This is a genomic window from Arthrobacter sp. 2MCAF15 (assembly GCF_052115605.1).
GTDB lineage: Bacteria > Actinomycetota > Actinomycetes > Actinomycetales > Micrococcaceae > Arthrobacter.
In genome coordinates, this window is the sequence record NZ_JBFRGZ010000012.1 from 130,473 (window position 1) to 148,300 (window position 17,828).

The following is a 17,828-nucleotide window of genomic DNA, read 5'->3' on the forward strand; positions in this document are numbered from 1 at the left end:
GTGCCGGACACCGATGTCGTTGACGAGCAGGGGAGCATTCATGGGCTGGCTGGACCGCGAACAAACCATCGCCCCGCCGGTGGCTCAAGAGGTCTCCGGTGACCGACCGTTCGCGGCTCGTGTGCCGTTCACAAGCCCGGAGCCATTCACTACCCGGCCCACCCTGCAGGGCACGTTCGGGATGAGCGCGTCCACTCACTGGCTTTCGACGGCGGCAGCCCAGGCCGTGCTCGAACGCGGCGGCAACGCCTTCGATGCCGCGGTGGCGGGAGCCTTTGTGCTCCATGTCGTGGAACCGCACCTCAATGGACCCGGCGGCGACATGACCGGTGTCTTCGTCACCGCGGACCGACCGGACCAGCCGATAGTCCTCATGGGCCAGGGCCCGGCGCCGGCAGGGGCCACCGTGGAGCATTACCTGGCCGAAGGCCTGGACCTCGTCCCGGGTTCGGGTGCGCTGGCCGCCGCGGTGCCTGCCGCCGTCGACGCCTGGTTGTTGTTGCTGCGTGACCACGGAACGTGGGAGCTGGACGCTGTGTTGGAGTTCGCGATCGGCTACGCGCGGGACGGCCATCCGATGCTGGGCCGGGTCGGAACCACCATCGCCGCGGTATCCGCGCTGTTCCAGACGCATTGGCCCACCTCGGCCGAGCTGTGGATGCCCGGCGGCAGGATCCCCGCAGCAGGTGACTTGGTATGGAACCCGGCCTATGCCCGCACGCTGGAACGGCTCGTGGAGGTTGGGGTTTCGGCATCTACCCGCGAGGCCGGCATTGATGCCGCGCGCCGCGAGTGGCGGGAGGGGTTCGTGGCCCGGGCGATCGTGGATTCGGTGCAGGCCCGGCACCGGCACTCCTCGGGCACGGATCATTGCGGGGTGCTCGCTCTGGACGATCTGGCCGGTTTCGAAGCCGGGTACGAGGACGCCGCCATCGTGGAATTCCGCGGCCACACCATCGCCAAGACCGGGCCCTGGGGCCAGGGACCGGCGCTGCTGCAGACCCTCGCCATCCTGTCCGGGTTCGAGGACCGTTACCTTGATCCGTCCACTGAACTCGGGGCGCACACCATCCTTGAGGCGCAGAAGCTCGCCCTCGCGGACCGGGAGGCGTACTACGGCGACACGGATGTGCCGCTGCAGTACCTGCTCTCTGCTGACTATTGCGCCGGCCGGCGGGCCTTGATCTCGGAGCGGGCGTCCCACGATTTCCGGCCCGGCACGGTGCCAGGCCGGGAACCTTACTGGCCGCCCCTGCGCACCGACTACACGCCGACGGCGCTCGCAGGGGATGCGTCCGCGGCCTCCGGGGCCGCCACGGCGGGGCTCGGCGTCGGCGAGCCGACGGTGACACCCGCGGGGGAGACGCGCGGCGATACGTGCCATATCGACGTCGTGGACCGGTGGGGAAACATGGTGTCGGCCACTCCGTCCGGCGGCTGGCTGCAGTCCTCCCCGGCAATCCCTGAGCTTGGCTTCTGCCTGGGTACGCGCCTTCAGATGACCTGGCTGGAGTCCGGCACGCCGTCCACGCTGGCGCCCGGCAAACGTCCGCGCACCACGCTGACGCCGACCCTCGTGCTGCGGGACGGCCATGCCGTGGCGGCGCTGGGTTCGCCCGGCGGCGACCAGCAGGACCAATGGCAGCTGCCGTACCTGCTGCGGACCATCGTGGGCGGCTACTCGCCGCAGCAGGCGATCGACGCGCCTACGTTCCATACGACGTCGATGCCCGGCTCGTTCTGGCCGCGCACCTGGGAGCCGGGTGGCGCCGTCGTCGAGGACCGGCTGGGGGAGGACGTCATCGACGGGCTCGAGCGCCGAGGGCACATCGTCACCCGGGCTGGTGACTGGGCGCTGGGACGGCTGTCCGCTGTCGTGCGGGATCCCGAAACGGGGGTCCTGCAGGCTGCCGCGAATCCGCGCGGTGCGCAGGGGTACGCCGCGGGCCGGTAGCGGGTGGGGTCCGTAGCGCTGGACCTGGGGAATGTTCGCTTCCTAGCCCGAAGCCCTGAGCCGGTCCATGAAACGCAGCGACTCTGCAACTATCTGCTGCTGCGCCTCGTTGCGGCTGATGCCCGGCTCGCCGTCCCCGGGCTGCTCACCGTAGTCCCCGAAGAACGCGTGCACGCCGCCCACCACCGTTGCGTAGGTGGTGGTTGGCGGGAGCAGAGACCTCGACGCCGCGATCTTGTCCGGGGTGCTCAGGCCATCGTTTGAGCCGGAAATGGAGAGCACCGCCAGGCCCTGCGCGTCCTTCATGTTCTCTGCGGGGTACGAAGCAAAGAGCAGCAGCCCGGCGACGTCGTGATTCGACGCCGCGAAGGATGATGCGCTCACGCCTCCCAACGAATGGCCACCGACGGCCCAGGAAACGATTTCGGGATGCCGGTCCATGGCTGCACGGGCCTGGTTGGTGTCCAGCAGGGAGACGCCAAGGGGTACTTTCAGGATGACGACTAAATGACCCGCGGCCGCGAGCGGCTGCAACAGGTCCTGATAGGCGTGCGCGTCGACCCTGGCGCCGGGGTAGAAGACCAGGCCCGTGGTGGCTTTGCCCGCCGGGGCAACGGTGATCGAAGTGGCGTCTTCTGTAGCACTTGACCCGGCGGTCGCGGTCGCGGTGGGTCCATAGGCCGGGACTGTCTTCCCGAGTTCGGGGTGGTGGGGGAACGGGCTGAGCCACATCAGCGCCGCCACGAAACCGAGGACCGTGAGCCTGCCGGCGATTCCGCGGACCAACTGCCAGGTGGAAATAGCGCCGCTGCGCTGCTGTCTGCCGCGGAACAACCGGCGTCGGACCAGAACCAGCGCCCAAACGCTCCCCAGTGCGACGGCCGCCACGAGGAGAGTTGGCAGGGCGGGGTGGCCGCCGAGGACGGCCCGGTTGCTGAGCAGCATCCAGAGCGGAACCACTAGGACGGCGGCCGCCGCGAGAGCGCCGCTCCAGTTCAGGATTGAAGACTTCCTCAAAGTGGGGTTGGGCCCTGTGGGGACGGGACCGGGGGCTTCGGTGTGGTCCTCAGGACGAAGAGGTTGGCCTTCCTTCACGGCTTGATGATATCTCCGTGGCGGCGGAACCCGATGGTGTCCGGGCGCGAGAATACCCCGGCACCGGTCCGATCAGAGGCCGCTGCGCCCCACCCACAGCCCATGCAGCAGCGGAAGCACCGACGCGATCATCAGGACATTGCCGAGCACCATGTCATCCGCGCGGACCACGGAGCCGGAAACCAGGAGAGCGCCGAAGATCAGCGCCGCTGCCGATCGCGGCGCCGTGCGGTCAAGCCGTGCCAGCTGCCGCTCAAGGCGCGGATTGGCCACCGACAGTGAACCCTCCTCGACCCGGGCGAGCACCCCATCCAGGCGTTTCGGCAGACCCAGCGCCAGCCCGGCTGCATCGAGCGCCTGCTGGGCAACATCCTGCACGATGTTGCCGCGCTCGTCGCGCAGCAGTTGCGCCGCATAGGGTTCGACCGAGTCCCACAGATTGAAGCGGGCGTCCAGCGAGCTGCACACCCCAGAGGTCAGTGACATGGCCCGGATGATGAGCAGGAAGTTTTCCGGGAACTGGAAAGGTAAGGACCGCACAGTGTCACCGAACTCCACCGCGAACTCCCGGAACTCTCGGGGGTCCACTTCGCGCAGCTCGGCGAAGCCCATCCCGCCAAAGCGGGCGAAGAGGTGCGTCATTGCTCGCTCAAGCTCCACAGTGTCGGCCGAAGGCACCAGCACACCGACGTTCCGGATGGCGGCCACCAGACCCTTGCCGTCACGCGAAGCGGCCGCGATGAGCAGCTTCCGCAGGCCGCTGCGTGTGCTCGGCGGGATCTCGCCCATCATGCCGAAGTCGATGAAGGTCAGCTTCCAGGGGTGCTCTGCGGATGGATGCGTAGCCGGCGTGACGAAGATGTTGCCCGGGTGCGGATCGGCGTGGAAAAACCCGGTGGTGAACATCTGGTCGAACATAACGGAGGCAAAAACCGGGGCGACCTGCGCCGGGTCGATACCGGCAGCCAGCAGCGCCACCGAGTCCGTGATTTTGATCGCCGTCACGTCTTCGAGGGTGAGCACGCGGCGGGTGCTTCGCTCCCAGACGACGCCGGGCACCTCCACCCGGGCGTCATCGGCAAAATCGACCCCGAACCGCTCCGCATTCGCCCCCTCATTCAGGTAGTCGATTTCCTCAAGGCTGGTCTGTGCAAACTCCTCGACCAGGGCGGGCATGTCAGCACGGTCGGACACCAGGCGCACGTGGCTGAGCCATCCGCCCACTTTGCGCAGTGCCGCCAGGTCGACGTCGACAATGGCGTTGATGCCCGGCCGCTGTACCTTCAGAACCACGCGGTCGAGACCGGTGTCGGCGGCGTCGTCCGGGCGAAGCCTGGCCCGGTGCGCCTGCCCGAGGGACGCCGCCGCGATCGGTGTCTCCTCGACGGAGGCGAACAACCGCTCCAGCGGCGCGCCGAGTTCAGCTTCGGCGAGGGTGCGGATCGCGGAAAAGGAAACCGGGGGCACTTCGTCCTGCAGCCCCTCGAGTTCCTTGGTGATCTCGGGCGGCAGCACGTCGAGCCTGGAGGACAGGAACTGTCCGACTTTGATCATGAGTCCGCCGAGGTCCACCGCCAACGCATGGAAGCGCTGCGCGAAGCGCCGCATCCTCTTCGACCTGCTGCGCTCGGCAATCCTCACCAGCCCAATTCGGGGGAGGAGCAGCTCAAACCACCAGGTTACCGCGAGATGCCACGCGGCGAAACGCAGGATGCGGCGGTAACGGGCCCGATGGTTCCCGGCGCCGGGGACCGGAGCTGCCCGGTCCCGGCTATCGGATGTCACTCCTGTCAGCCCTGGGCGAGGATAGCGTACAGCCGGCGGCGCGCGTCATTGAGCACCGCGACGGCCTCCTGCACCTGCTCCGGCGTGCCGGTGCGTCCCACTTGGGCGGCGGCCTGCGCGAGCTCGACGCCCGCCTTGGGCAGCGCCGCGAACCCGGCACCCGATGCTGGACCCGCCGTTTCCCAGGGCGCCGACATGCCGGCAGCTACTTCCTCGCGGCCCGCCTCCGTCAGGGAATAGATCTTGCGGCCGTTGGACTCCTCAGCGCGGATAATTTCCTCATCGGCCAGCAGTTGGAGGGTTGGATAGACGGAGCCAGCGCTCGGCTTCCAGGTCCCGCCGCTGCGTTCCTCGATTTCACGAATAATCTGATACCCGTGCATTGGCCGCTCGGCGAGCAGTCCCAGAACAGCCGAGCGCACCTCGCCCCGCCCCGCCCGGGATCCCGAGCGCTTCTCGAACTTCGAACGCAGTTCCTCGACGGCCTGCCACATGCTGTCGATATTGTTGCCGCCAAATCCGCCTGCCGCGTGTGAATTGCGCATCATGCTCTCCTCGGGAAGATCGCGAACGATATACAGCGATAGTCAACGATACATGCGAAAAATTGCGAAACCAAGAGCGACGGCGACCCGCTCAAGTGCCGAAAACCGGCCCCTCACAGCTAGCCATGGCGGTTTACCGGCACCGGCAGTGCCACCCGGACCCGGGTCAGTGACTGTCGGGGTGCCGAACGCGGCCCAGGGGTCGGTCTGGTCGGTGGGCGTCAGTTCAGCGCCCGGGTGCCTTCCGGGAGCACCCCGCCGGCCAGCAGTTCCGCCGTGGCGTCGGCCAACGCCGTCAGGGCCACGCGCTGGGTCCACGGGCCGTAGGAAATGCGGGCCACGCCAAGTTCCTGCAGTTTCGCAGGAGCGAGGGAACCGGGCACGTTGATGACCGAAATCTTGTTCCAGCCGATTCCTTCCACCAGCGCCGTGACGGTGGGCTCATCCAGCAGCCCGGGCACGAACACCGTAGTCGCTCCAACGTCGAGGAACGCCCGGCCGCGCTCAATGGCATCGGCCAGTACGGCGGCCGGGTCGCGGTCGCCGGCCTTGAGGAAGGCGTCGGTGCGGGCGTTCAGGACGAAGTCGATGCCCTCGCCCTCGGCGGCGCGCACGGCCGAGCTCATCTGTTCAACGGCCTCGGCGAGCGGGCGCATCTGGTCTTCGATGTTGGCTCCGACAGCGCCGGCTCCGATCGCCTTGCGCACCGTTTCCCCGGGGTTCCCGTATCCGGCTTCGAGGTCGGCGCTGACGGGCAGCGACGTAGCGGAGGCAATGAGCCCGACGGCGGCGATCATTTCGTCCACCGGAATGTGCTCGCCGTCCTCGTAGCCATGGGACGCAGCGATGGAGTGGCTGGCCGTGGCCAACGCCTTGGTTCCGGGAACGTGGGCGATTACTTTCGCGGTGATCGCGTCCCAGACGTTGATGACCTGGAGGATCTCCGGGGCGTAGTGGAGACGGAGCAGTTCTGCGGCTTTGGGGGCATGGGAACGCACGTTTTCTGTCATCCCACGAGCCTAGCCGGGGCCCGTGAGACCCGAAAGGGCCCCTAGCCGGCCGCCGAAGAGGCCGAGGAACCCGCGGGCTGAGTCTGCCAGGGCCACCGCCCGGTGATTTCGAGCTCGAGTGAGAAACTCAGGAAGGTCCGGATGAGCACGATGATGGCCAGCACGCCAACGCTCTCGAAGGTTGGCGTCACGGCAACGGTGCGGATGATGTCGGCCGCGACCAGCAGTTCAAGGCCAAGGAGGATGGAGCGGCCCAGCAGCTGCCGGTAGGACCGGTAGACGGAGAGCGGCTTGGATCCCGCGGGCAGGCGCCTGGGCTGGAATCCCCGCAGCGCCATGGGGATGGACACGATGGCGCCGATCACCATGACGGCCACGCCGGCGAAGTCCATGAAGCCGCCGACCGTCTCAATGATGTGCTGAAAATCCATGGTCCTCCTCAGGGAAAGTGGGCGGCGAGCTCAAAAGGGGCCTTACGGGTGCGGGACGCCGGTGCCGGCGAGAATGGCTCGGTAGCCTTCCCGGAAACTCGGGTACTGAAATTCAAAACCCGTGCTGCGAAGCAGCCCGTTGCTGGCCCGCTTGTTGCCGCCGCGCGACGGTTCGGCGCCCGACGCCGATTTCTCTCCCGACGCCGGGCCACCGCCCGTCGTATCCACAAACTCCGACGCCGGCCGGGGGAGTCCCAGCTCTTCCGCCAGGAAGCCCAGCACCTCGCCGAGCTCGGCCGGTTCGTTGTCCACGCCGACATACACGGGCCCGGGAACCGAGTCCATAGTGCACAGATGGACGATTGCGGCGGCGGCGTCGTCCCGGTGGATTCGGTTGGTGAAGCGCGACGCCGCCGGAATTACGGCGCCTCCGCCGCGGACCTGGTCGATCAGTCGGGTCCGTCCCGGTCCGTAGATCCCGCCGAGCCGCAGCACCACCGGGGTGATGCCAGTACCGCGCAGGCGGCTGTAGAGGAGCTCCTCGGCTTCGCGGATGATGCGGCCCGAGAACCCGCCGGGTTCCGGCGTCGTGCGTTCATCAATCCAGCCGCCGTCGGCGTCGCCATAAACGGCGGTGGAGGAGACAAAGAGGACCCGGCGGACGCCAGGACCGGACGCCAGGACTGCGTCCAGCACATGGGCGAGACCGTCCACATAGGCGGTCCGGTAGGCGTTCTCGGTCGGGGAATCCGCGGCGATGGCGACGACGACGGCGGTGGTGTCCGCGGGGATGGGCGGCAGCTCGCCGGAGCCCAGGTCGGCCGCAATCCCCTCGATGGCGTCCGGAAGTTTCTCCGGCGACCGGCGCCATCCCACCACGCGGTGGCCGGCCGCCGCGAAACGCAGCCCGGCCTCGGTGCCCAGATCGCCGCAACCGGCCAGCAGAACAGTCATGAGGCCAGTCTGCCAGCAAACGCCGCGCAAACAGCTAGGGACGGGGCCCAGGGAAGCTAACGAGCCGGCGTCGTCTGGCTGACAATAGGCGAAGGCCGGGGAGTTTCCGGAACATGGGCCCGAAGGCTGGACGCGAAGTTCAAGACCATGGACGCGCCCACGAATACCATGACCAGCCTGACGAACAGTCCGAAGAAGCTTGGGCGCTTTGATCTCCCGCGAGTCTTCTGATTCGGAACCGCCTTTGTAATAGGCGTCGTGCGCGCACGCCACTGTTGCAGGGACACAACGGGGGCGTCGCGTCGGTCAAATTGCGCCGTAGTCCGAAGCCGAGGACTCGTCGGGCCGCTTAGCAGCCCCTGCAGGTAACTGTGAATAGTGGGCACCAAGGTTGGATCGAGGACAGTTGGCAGTACTGCCACTGAGCCGCGAAGAGTATCCAGGCCCGCGGCTGCCTGGAATGAACGGCGGAGGTCGTTCGACGTCGAATCGTTGCCCGGCGTCGCGCAGTGGACGGGATGCTGGTCACACCCCCGCGCCGGCCGCGCAGCGAGGACTCCGGTCACACGCCCGACGCCGGCGGCTACGTCGCCGGAGCGGCGAACGGCCACGCCGCCCGCATCGCGTCCGCTACCTCGCCGGAATCGGGAAGAAAGCCCTCGGGTCCTGCAGCAGGGCGGGGTAATCGAAGGCGGAACGGTCTACGATCTCGTCCACCTGGAAGTTGCGGGCGAACTGGCCGTCCACGGTGATCGGACGGCCCAGGACCTTGCCAATGGCGAAGGAACTGCCGCCATTGACCGGGATGGCGACCACGGAGTTGCCGGGAAGAGTGGTGAACGCCTCTTCCTGCTGCTGGCGCTTGCGGGTGGGCTTCTTGACAAGCTGCTTCGGGGGCAGCTTGCGTACCTTCGGGCGGCGCGAGCCGGAATCGGCGTAGACGAACTGGTAGTCGTCCTCGTCCACGGCCTTGGCTCGTCCCACGGGCGGCAGGCTGATGGTCTTCAGCTGCTCGGGCCCGGTGTCGCCGAGCGGCAGGCGCAATACCCACATGCGCTCGCCGGCTGGATCCTCCGGCAGGAGCTCGTGCTTGGGCTCGGGCCAGACGTATTCGAGGTCCGGATCCGTGCCCGGGAAAACCTTGGAGTAGAACCGCGGATCCTTGGCAACGAGCCGGGAGCGGTGGCTGAGGTGGAGATCCTCGTTGCCCAGCCACGGCGGCATGGGGATCTTGGCGGCGTAGCCGGGGTGTGCCGCCTGCGGGGCGAACTCCATGATCTTTTCGCGGGTGGTGTCCTCGCCGCCGCGGGCCGTCCATTCATCCACCATGGCCAGGCCGTACATGGTCAGCGCGGGAACGTACCCCATCCACATCCGGATGGCCGGGTGCGAGTGCCAGCCGTACTCCGGGATCACCAGCGCACGCAGGATCTGCAGCGCCTCAACACGCTGCTTGCCGAGCCGCACGCGGTCCAAAGCCGCGGCACTCTGCTGGAAATCGGGGAAGGGGAGGAAAGTCTGCATCTCTCCAGTTTGAGGCCACGGGACGAAACCACCAATTGCACAGGACCGCGCGTGCGCATGTTCACATTTTGGAATGAAGCAGACAGCTCATTACGGAAGGGCGTAATATAGCAGGACCCCAACAATGCCGCCCGGAGGACACGCCATGAATCCAGCCCCCGTTTTGCCGTTTGTGCCGAAATACGGCCAATTGCTCGGACCGGAAGCGAACGGCATCCTGGTGCTCGAGGAAGTCATCCTTGACCCGGTGGCAGCCCGTACGGAACAGCATGGGTTCCGTGCCGCAATGGCATCGTTTGCGCTGACCATGCGGCGGATAGTGGCGCTGCGCCTCTGCATCGCCGTTGTGGCGATCGCCAACCTGCCCCTCTTTCTGCTCAACACGGGCTGGTGGATCTACGCGGTGTCACTGACCCTGGTGGTTGGGGTCCACGCGGCGGTGTCCTGGCTGAACCGCCACGAGCCGCGGATCCGGCAGCGCCGCCTGCTCGAGTTGCATCTGCACCGTGAACGGAGCGACAACTACCGCAAGGTCCGGGACGCCGTGAAGTACGTCATCGACGCCCCTGCCCGGGTGAACGAAAACCTTTACCTGGAGCTCCTCGCAGCCAAGCGGGTGGCCCTGCACCTGGCCATGGGCACCGTGGCCCTGTTGGATACGAGCGACGACTCCGCGTGGAAACTCCAGATTGTCCGCGAACTCCCGCAGGCCGCCTGAGCTGCACAGCTCACCTAAGCCGCACGGCTGACCCAGGCAGCACAGCTAACCAAAGCACCACGACGCCGGAGCGTCCCCTTGCGGGATCGCTCCGGCGTCGTGCTTTAAGGCGTCGTGCTCAACGGAAGGCCCCTAGGCAGGAAGCTGCAGCACCTGGCCCGCGAACACCAGGTGGGGGTTGCTGATGGTCGCCGCGTTGGCGTCCGCCAGCGACTGCCAGCCACCGGCGATGTTGAGCTTCCCGGCGATCGTGCTCAGGGTTTCGCCGCTCCGGATGGTGTAGGTGGCGCCACGCACAGCGACCGGCGCCACGTGGCGGGGTGCCGGGACTGCTGCCTTGGGGGCTGCCTGCCGGACAGGCGCCGTGGCCGGCGTGTAAGCGGCGACAGGCTGCCGGGCTGCCGCTGCGCCCTGCGGAGCTGCCGCGCCGCCGCGCAGGCCCAGCTTCGCGGCGCAGGCCGGCCAAGCGCCCCAACCCTGACTGGCCTGCACTTTCTGGGCGACGGCGATCTGCTGTTCACGGCTGGCATTCGCCGCGGACCCCGTGCCGCCGTGGGCCGCCCAGGTGCTTGGGCTGAATTGCAGGCCGCCTGCGTAGCCGTTTCCCGTGTTGGTGTTCCAGTTGCCGCTGCTTTCACACTGGGCCAGCGAATCCCAGACGTCCGCAGGGGATTGCGCCGGTGCAGCGGCGTTAGCGGAGGTTGCTGAGAGTGCGACGGCGGCCATCGAAACGGCCGCCAGGGTGATGCCGCGGCGCGCGGCAGTGCCATAGGTGGATTTCTTCATGGTCAGATGCTCCTGAGGGCCACCAGCGCTCGGTCCGTCCCCGGACGTTGTCGCGCCACTGCCCGCCCCTGACAATAGAGGTCATATGCGGTGTCTACCGGTCGGGCAGTATCTGGTGGTGGTAGCACCGGGCATGCAATGCCCGGTTGCCGGGCATGGACACCAGATTAAGCGAGGACCGGCCCGTTATCAAGACGTTATTTTTGATACTTTTGCCGTTATCATCTCGTCTCCGGGTGCAGGCGAACATGCTCGCGTGAATCAGCTCCCGAGCATCGCCGCCAGGTACGGAGCTGTCCGGCTGTTCTTGGAACCAGCGACGGCGTCGGGAGTTCCCGTCGCGATGATCTGGCCACCGGCGTCCCCACCCGCCGGGCCGAGGTCGATCACCCAGTCCGCCGCAGCCACCACATCCATGTCGTGTTCCACCACAATGACCGTGTTGCCCGCGTCCACGAGCCGGTGGAGCTGGGCCATGAGGAGCTGGACATCGGCCGGATGCAGCCCGGTGGTGGGTTCGTCCAGCAGGTAGAGGGAGTGGCCCCGTTGGGCGCGCTGCAGTTCGGTGGCGAGCTTGATGCGCTGGGCCTCGCCGCCGGAGAGTTCGGTGGCCGGCTGGCCGAGGCGAAGATACCCCAGACCCACCTCGCGCAGCGTTTGCAGGCTGCGAGCCGCCGCCGGCACCGCGTCGAGGAATTCTGCGGCGGCATTGACCGTCAGGCCCAGCACCTCGGCCACGTTCTTGCCGCGGTACGTCACCTCGAGGGTTTCCGGGTTGTAGCGCGAGCCGTCGCACTCGGGGCAGGGGCCGTAGCTGCCGGGCAGGAACAGCAGTTCGACGGCGACAAAGCCCTCACCCTGGCAGGTTTCGCAGCGGCCGCCGGCAACGTTGAACGAAAAGCGGCCGGCGCTGAAGCCCCGGGCCTTGGCCTGGTCCGTGGCCGCGAACTCCTTGCGGACTGCGTCGAAGAGGCCGGTGTAGGTGGCAAGGTTGGAGCGCGGGGTGCGGCCGATCGGCTTCTGGTCCACTTTGACGAGCCGGTCCAGCTGGTCCAGGCCCGACACCGGTCCAACACTGACTGGTCCCAGACTGAGCGCGCCGGCGGACGCACGGAACTGGGCCTCCAGGTCCTCAACAGCGGCTTTCGCATCGGCGGCAGACTCCGGGTGCAACCGGGCGCCGACCACGTCGGCCAGGACCTGGCTGACCAGGGTGGACTTGCCGGAGCCGGAGACGCCGGTGACCGCGGTCAGGACACCGAGGGGGAAGTTGGCGTCGAGGCCGCGCAGGTTGTGCCTGCTGATGTCGCGCAGTTCGAGCCAGTCCGCGGCCTCCCGGCGACTGCCGCCGCGGCCAGCACCGCCGCCGTCAGCGTTGGCGCGGCCGGCGGCGCGGCGAGCACCGCCGTCGTCCGAACCGCCGTCGTCCGCGCGCGGGCCCTCAGGTGACCCGTTCGGGAACAGGAACGGCCGGGTGACGGAGGAGCCGACGTCGGCGAGGCCGGCCACGGGCCCGCTGTAGAGCACTTGGCCGCCGCCTTCACCGGCGCGGGGACCCACATCCACGAGCCAGTCCGCGCGGCGGACGATGTCCATGTTGTGCTCCACCACGAACACCGAGTTGCCCGAGGACTTGAGCTGGTCCAGGACGGCCAGCAGGGGCTCGGCGTCGGCGGGGTGCAGGCCGGCCGAGGGCTCATCCAGCACGTAGATCACGCCGAACAGGCCGGAGCGGAGTTGGGTGGCGATCCGGAGCCGCTGCATTTCGCCGGGGGAGAGCGTGGGGGTGGCCCGGCCCAGCGCGAGGTAGCCCAGGCCGAGGTCCAGCAGCACCGTGACGCGCTGCAGGAGGTCGCGCGTGATGGCGACGGCCACCTCGTTGCCCTCGCCGGAGGAGTGCTTGCGTGAGGCGGTTCCGGCCTTCCTGAGCTCGGTGGTAGGGCGGATGATGTCTGCCAGTTCCGTCAGGGGGACGGCGTTGAGCTCGGCGATGCTGCGCCCGGCGAAGGTGACGGCGAGGGCGGCGGGCGTGAGGCCGCTGCCGAGGCAGACCGGGCAAGAACCCGTTTCCATGAAGCGCAGTACCTTCTCGCGCATGGTGGTGCTCTTGGAATCGACGAGCGTATGCAGCACGTAGCTCTTGGCGCTCCAGAACCGGCCTTTGTACGGCTTGGCGACCCGGTCGCGCTGGGGCGTCACTTCCACCACGGGCTGCTCCTCCGTGAACAGGATCCAGTCGCGGTCCTTCTTGGGCAGCTTCCGCCAGGGGGTGTCGACGTCGTGGCCCAGGTGGGTGAGGATGTCGCGCAGGTTCTTGCCCTGCCAGGCGCCGGGCCAGGCGGCGATTGCGCCGTCGCGGATGCTCAGCGAGGTGTCCGGGACCAAGGAGGACTCGGTGACGGTGTGCGCGATTCCCAGGCCGTGGCATTCGGGGCAGGCGCCGGCGGCGGTGTTGGGGGAAAACGCGTCCGAGTCCAGCGGGCCGGCTCCCTCCGGATAGCTGCCGGCGCGGGAGAAGAGCATGCGCAGCGAGTTGGACAGCGTGGTGAGGGTGCCCACGGTGGACCGCGAACTCGGTGTCCCGCGGCGCTGCTGCAGCGCGACGGCGGGCGGCAGCCCGGTGATCATTTCCACCTTGGGGTTGTGCCCCTGCTGGATGAGGCGGCGGGCGTAGGGGGCCACGGATTCGAAGTAGCGGCGCTGCGCTTCGGCATAGATGGTGCCGAAGGCCAGCGAGGATTTGCCCGAGCCGGAGACGCCGGTGAAGGCGACGATCGCGTCGCGGGGCACGTCCACGTCCACGTTGCGCAGGTTGTTCTCGCGGGCACCGCGCACCCGGACAAAGCCGTCCGTCGGCCTGCCGGGAACCAGATCGGGAACCACTTCGGGAACCGCGTCGGGAAGGGGCGGCTGCGGCACATCGGAAGCATGCTGGTTGCTTTGCATTGATTCGACTCTATCGGTGATGCCCGGCGGGCATATCCTTACCGGATGGAAACGAACGACGCCGAGACTCGGCTTACGGAGACAGAGCCGGAAGAAGAACCGGAAGCGCCCGAGGCCGGCGAGCCGCTCGCCCTCCCGGTCGCGGAGCTGCACCTGCATATTGAAGGAACCCTGGAACCGGAGCTGATCTTCGCGCTGGCGGAACGCAACGGGATCCAGCTGCCCTATGCGGACCTGGACGAGCTGCGCTCGCGCTACGAGTTCACGGACCTGCAGTCCTTCCTGGACCTGTACTACGCCAACATGGCTGTGCTGCAGACGGACCAGGACTTCGCGGACATGACCCGGGCCTACCTGACCCGGGCGGCGCTCGCCGGGGTCAGGCACGCCGAGATCATGCTGGACCCGCAAGCGCACCTCTCCCGCGGGGTGTCGCTGGAGACGTGCGTCAACGGTGTGGCGTCGGTGCTGGCCGGATCCCGTGAAGAGTTCGGTATCTCCACCCTCCTGATCGCGGCCTTCCTGCGCGACCTCACCGAGGAATCGGCCCTCGAGGTGCTCGAGCGGCTGCTCGCCATGGACGCCCCCATCGCCGGAATCGGGCTTGATTCGGCCGAGGTGGGCAACCCGCCGGCGAAGTTCGAGCGGCTCTTCGCCCGGGCCAAGGAAGCCGGGCTGCACCGGATCGCGCACGCCGGCGAGGAGGGCCCGCCGTCGTACATCATCGATGCGCTGGACATCCTCGACGTGGAGCGGATCGACCACGGCATCCGCTGCATGGAAGATCCTGACCTGGTGGAACGGCTGGTGGACGAGCTCATGCCGCTGACCGTGTGCCCGCTGTCCAACGTCCGGCTCCGGGCCGTGGACACCCTGGCCGAGCACCCGCTGCCGGCGATGCTCGCGGCCGGGCTGAACGTCAGCGTGAACTCGGACGATCCCGCGTATTTCGGCGGGTACGTGGACGACAACTTCGCGCAGCTCAAATCGGTGATCGGCCTGTCCGAGTTCGACTGCGTGCGGATGGCCGCGAACTCGATCCGTTCATCCTTCGCCAGCGAGGAACGCAAAGCCGAGCTGCTGGCAGACCTGGCCGCGTCCGGGCACTAACCCACCGTTGCCCTATCAGATATGGTCCCTAAAACGGGCGGATAGGGACCATAGCTGACAGGGCAACGGAGCTAGGTGTCGATCGTGCCCATGTTCGGATAGCGCGATCCGGCTGCCACCCCGGCTGGGGCGAGTTCGTCCAGACGGGTGAGGTCCTCGGAGGAGAGTTCGACGTCGGCGGCGCCCAGGTTCTCCCGCAGCCGGTCGCGCTTCTTGGTGCCCGGGATGGGAACGATGTGCTCGCCTTGGGCCAGCAGCCAGGCCAGGGCCAGCTGCCCAGGGGTGCACCCCTTCGCGTCCGCCAACTCCTTGACGCGGTCCACGAGCTGCAAATTGCGGGCAAAGTTCTCCCCCTGGAAACGCGGGGAGTGCCGGCGGAAATCGTCCGCCGCGAAGTCATCGGGGCTGCGGAGTTGGCCGGTCAGGAAGCCTCGACCCAGCGGGCTGTATGGGACAAAGCCGATGCCCAGCTCGGCCAGGACCGGGAAAACCTTGGTTTCCGGCTCGCGTTCCCACAATGAGTATTCGGTCTGCAGGGCGGTGATGGGGTGCACCGCGTGGGCCCGGCGGATGGTGTCGGCGCTGGCCTCGGACAGGCCAAGGTGCCGGACTTTGCCGGCCTGCACCAGCTCAGCCATGGCTCCGACGGTTTCCTCGATGGGGACGGTCTTGTCCACCCGGTGCTGGTAGTACAAATCGATGTGGTCCACGCCCAGCCGCTGCAGGCTTGCGTCGCACGCGGCGCGTACATAGTCCGGGGAGCCGTTGATGCCCACCCAGGATCCGTCGGCCCGGCGTTCATTGCCGAACTTGGTGGCCAGGACCGCGTCGTCGCGCCGGCCGGCAATGGCCCGGCCCACCAGCGCTTCGTTCGTGAACGGGCCGTACATGTCCGCGGTGTCGAGCAGGCTCCCGCCGGCGTCGAGAAAGGCCTGAATGGTGGCGATGGACTCGTTTTCATCGCTTTGGCCATGGAACTCGCTCATTCCCATGCAGCCCAAACCCAGGGCCGAGACGGTGAGCGAACCGAGCGTACGGGATTCCATGGATATCTCCTGAATCAGAAAAGTGGGGGCGGCCGCCGGCACCTGTCCGGACAGGGGGACGGCTCGCAGTTGGCAGACCGCCACTCTAGGCCTATCGGGCGTGGGACACAACGGCCGGTCGATGCAACGCGGGCTCACCCTTGCCGGGGGATGCGCCAGTGTTTGCCGCGCGGCAGAGTGCAGATATGACCAACACCACCGGACAGCGGCGCAAGGGCCCGCTGCGCCAGGTGATGCCGGGACTCGACGTCGCCGCCGCGTACCAAAAAGACTGGCTCGGCAAGGACATCATCTCCGGGATCGTCCTGGCGACGCTGCTCGTTCCCCAGGGCATGGCCTACGCGGAGCTGGCGGGACTTCCGGCGATCACCGGGCTATACACCACAGTCCTGTGCCTGGTCGCCTACGCGGTTTTCGGCCCGTCCCGCATCCTCGTCCTGGGGCCGGACTCCTCACTGGGCCCGATGATCGCGGCCACGGTCCTGCCCTTGGTCGCGTCGGGCGGGGACCCGCAGAAAGCGGTGGCGCTCGCGTCGATGCTCGGGCTCATGGTCGGCGTCATCATGATCCTGGCCTCGGTCGCCAAGCTCGGCTTCATCGCTGATCTGATCTCCAAGCCCACGATGATCGGCTACATGAATGGCCTGGCGCTGACCATCCTGGTCGGCCAGCTCCCCAAGCTCTTCGGGTTCAAGGTGGACAGCGACAACTTCATCGGTGACCTCGTCGGCTTCGTGCAGGGGTTGGCCAGCGGTGAGACCGTGCCGGCCGCGGCCGCCGTCGGCATCAGCGGAATCGTGGTGGTCCTGGCACTGCAACGGTGGCTGCCCAAGGTCCCGGCAGTACTCGTCATGGTGGTGCTCGCGATCGCGGCCACCACGGTTTTCAGCCTCGCGGATAAGGGCGTCTCCCTGGTCGGGGAACTCCCGCAGGGCTTCCCGCCGTTCACCATCCCGCACGTGTCCCTGCAGGACATCGGGCTGATGTTTGCCGGCGCCCTGGGAATTGCGCTGGTCTCGCTGACGGACACGATTTCGACGGCGACGGCGTTCGCCGCGCGTTCCGGTCAGGAGATCCGCGGCAACCAGGAGATGATCGGGATCGGTGCCGCGAACCTGGCCGCTGGCTTCTTCCAAGGCTTCCCGGTGAGCACCAGCGGCTCCCGGACCGCCGTGGCAGAACGTTCCGGCTCCAAGACCCAGCTCACGGGCCTGACCGGTGCCCTGCTGATCGTCCTCATGCTCGTGCTGCTGCCCGGGATGTTCCGGAACCTGCCCCAGCCGGCCCTGGCCGCCGTCGTGATCACTGCGTCCGTCTCGCTCGCCGACATTCCGGGCACCGTGCGCCTCTTCCGCCAGAGCAGGACCGAGTTCGGCCTGTCGCTCGCGGCCTTCCTCGGGGTGGTCCTCCTCGGTGTGCTGCCCGGCATCGGCATCGCGGTAGGACTGTCCATCCTCAACGTGTTCCGCCGGTCTTGGTGGCCGTACCAGACGGTGATCGGGCGGGTGCCGGGCCTCGAGGGGTTTCACGACGTCAACGTCCACCCGGACGCGAAGCACCTGCCCGGCCTGGTGATCTACCGGTTCGACGCGCCGATCTTCTTCGCCAACGCCACCACCTTCCGGGACAACATCCGGCGGCTGGCGCGGGTCGAACCCAGTCCGCGGTGGATCCTCATCGCGGCCGAACCCATTACGGACGTGGACACCACCGCCGCGGACATGCTGCTCGACCTGGACCGTGAGTTGAACGCGCAGGGCACCTCGCTGGTCTTCGCGGAACTCAAACACCGGGTCCGGGCGAAGGTGGAAAAATTCGAGCTGACCCGCGAAATCGAGCCGCAGCACTTCTACCGCACCATCGAAGCCGCTGTCGCCGCTTATTCCGCCCAGACCGGCGCGGATTGGAGCGCCGGGGACTGAGC

14 protein-coding genes are annotated in these 17,828 nt (G+C 67.7%); 4 read left to right on the forward strand and 10 right to left on the reverse strand.

Annotated elements, in window-relative coordinates; genetic code table 11:
- The first annotated feature begins 181 nt into the window (after positions 1-181).
- Positions 182-1,954, forward strand: coding sequence for a gamma-glutamyltransferase family protein (locus AB4089_RS14640; RefSeq protein WP_441410079.1), 1,773 nt, complete (start codon positions 182-184; stop codon positions 1,952-1,954).
- Positions 1,955-1,996: 42 nt separating this feature from the next.
- On the opposite strand, the gene AB4089_RS14645 is transcribed toward AB4089_RS14640, so the two are convergent.
- The 7 genes from AB4089_RS14645 to AB4089_RS14675 all read right to left on the reverse strand — a co-directional run bounded on the left by AB4089_RS14645 (position 1,997) and on the right by AB4089_RS14675 (position 9,298).
- On the reverse strand, positions 1,997-3,049 hold the full coding sequence (locus AB4089_RS14645) for an alpha/beta hydrolase (RefSeq protein ID WP_441410002.1): 1,053 nt from the start codon (positions 3,047-3,049) through the stop codon (positions 1,997-1,999).
- 72 nt (positions 3,050-3,121) lie between these two features.
- Positions 3,122-4,834, reverse strand: coding sequence for an ABC1 kinase family protein (locus tag AB4089_RS14650; protein WP_441410003.1), 1,713 nt, complete (start codon positions 4,832-4,834; stop codon positions 3,122-3,124).
- Positions 4,835-4,839: 5 nt separating this feature from the next.
- Positions 4,840-5,379 (reverse strand): PadR family transcriptional regulator, encoded by a 540-nt coding sequence (locus AB4089_RS14655; RefSeq protein ID WP_441410080.1) that lies wholly within the window; start codon positions 5,377-5,379, stop codon positions 4,840-4,842.
- Between the two features lie 221 nt (positions 5,380-5,600).
- Complete coding sequence (locus AB4089_RS14660; RefSeq protein WP_441410004.1) at positions 5,601-6,389, reverse strand: isocitrate lyase/PEP mutase family protein; 789 nt, start codon at positions 6,387-6,389, stop codon at positions 5,601-5,603.
- Positions 6,390-6,430: 41 nt separating this feature from the next.
- Entirely contained in the window at positions 6,431-6,820 is a 390-nt protein-coding gene (locus AB4089_RS14665; protein WP_441410005.1) for a DUF1622 domain-containing protein, read from the reverse strand.
- A 42-nt stretch (positions 6,821-6,862) separates the two neighbouring features.
- Positions 6,863-7,774 carry an SDR family oxidoreductase gene (locus AB4089_RS14670; protein WP_441410006.1) on the reverse strand — a complete coding sequence of 304 codons (912 nt, stop codon included), beginning with the start codon at positions 7,772-7,774 and terminating at the stop codon, positions 6,863-6,865.
- Positions 7,775-8,404: 630 nt separating this feature from the next.
- Positions 8,405-9,298, reverse strand: a complete 894-nt coding sequence (locus AB4089_RS14675) for an MSMEG_6728 family protein (RefSeq protein ID WP_441410007.1) — start codon at positions 9,296-9,298, stop codon at positions 8,405-8,407.
- Positions 9,299-9,443: 145 nt separating this feature from the next.
- Here AB4089_RS14675 and AB4089_RS14680 point away from each other — a divergent pair, with 145 nt between their 5' ends.
- Positions 9,444-10,016: a hypothetical protein gene (locus tag AB4089_RS14680; protein WP_441410008.1), complete on the forward strand. Its 573-nt coding sequence runs from the start codon at positions 9,444-9,446 to the stop codon at positions 10,014-10,016.
- Positions 10,017-10,148: 132 nt separating this feature from the next.
- Here AB4089_RS14680 and AB4089_RS14685 read toward each other — a convergent pair whose 3' ends face one another.
- Together AB4089_RS14685 and AB4089_RS14690 are read right to left on the reverse strand one after the other, a co-directional pair.
- Positions 10,149-10,802: a transglycosylase family protein gene (locus tag AB4089_RS14685; RefSeq protein WP_441410009.1), complete on the reverse strand. Its 654-nt coding sequence runs from the start codon at positions 10,800-10,802 to the stop codon at positions 10,149-10,151.
- A 261-nt stretch (positions 10,803-11,063) separates the two neighbouring features.
- Positions 11,064-13,748 (reverse strand): ABC transporter, encoded by a 2,685-nt coding sequence (locus tag AB4089_RS14690; RefSeq protein WP_441410010.1) that lies wholly within the window; start codon positions 13,746-13,748, stop codon positions 11,064-11,066.
- A 45-nt stretch (positions 13,749-13,793) separates the two neighbouring features.
- On the opposite strand from AB4089_RS14690, the gene AB4089_RS14695 reads away from it, so the two are divergent.
- The gene (locus tag AB4089_RS14695) at positions 13,794-14,858 is read left to right on the forward strand and encodes an adenosine deaminase (RefSeq protein WP_441410011.1); all 1,065 of its coding nucleotides are present in this window, start codon (positions 13,794-13,796) and stop codon (positions 14,856-14,858) included.
- Positions 14,859-14,929: 71 nt separating this feature from the next.
- Here AB4089_RS14695 and AB4089_RS14700 read toward each other — a convergent pair whose 3' ends face one another.
- The gene (locus tag AB4089_RS14700) at positions 14,930-15,904 is read right to left on the reverse strand and encodes an aldo/keto reductase (RefSeq protein ID WP_441410012.1); all 975 of its coding nucleotides are present in this window, start codon (positions 15,902-15,904) and stop codon (positions 14,930-14,932) included.
- Between the two features lie 185 nt (positions 15,905-16,089).
- On the opposite strand from AB4089_RS14700, the gene AB4089_RS14705 reads away from it, so the two are divergent.
- Entirely contained in the window at positions 16,090-17,826 is a 1,737-nt protein-coding gene (locus tag AB4089_RS14705) for a SulP family inorganic anion transporter (protein WP_441410013.1), read from the forward strand.
- The last annotated feature ends 2 nt before the right edge of the window (positions 17,827-17,828 follow it).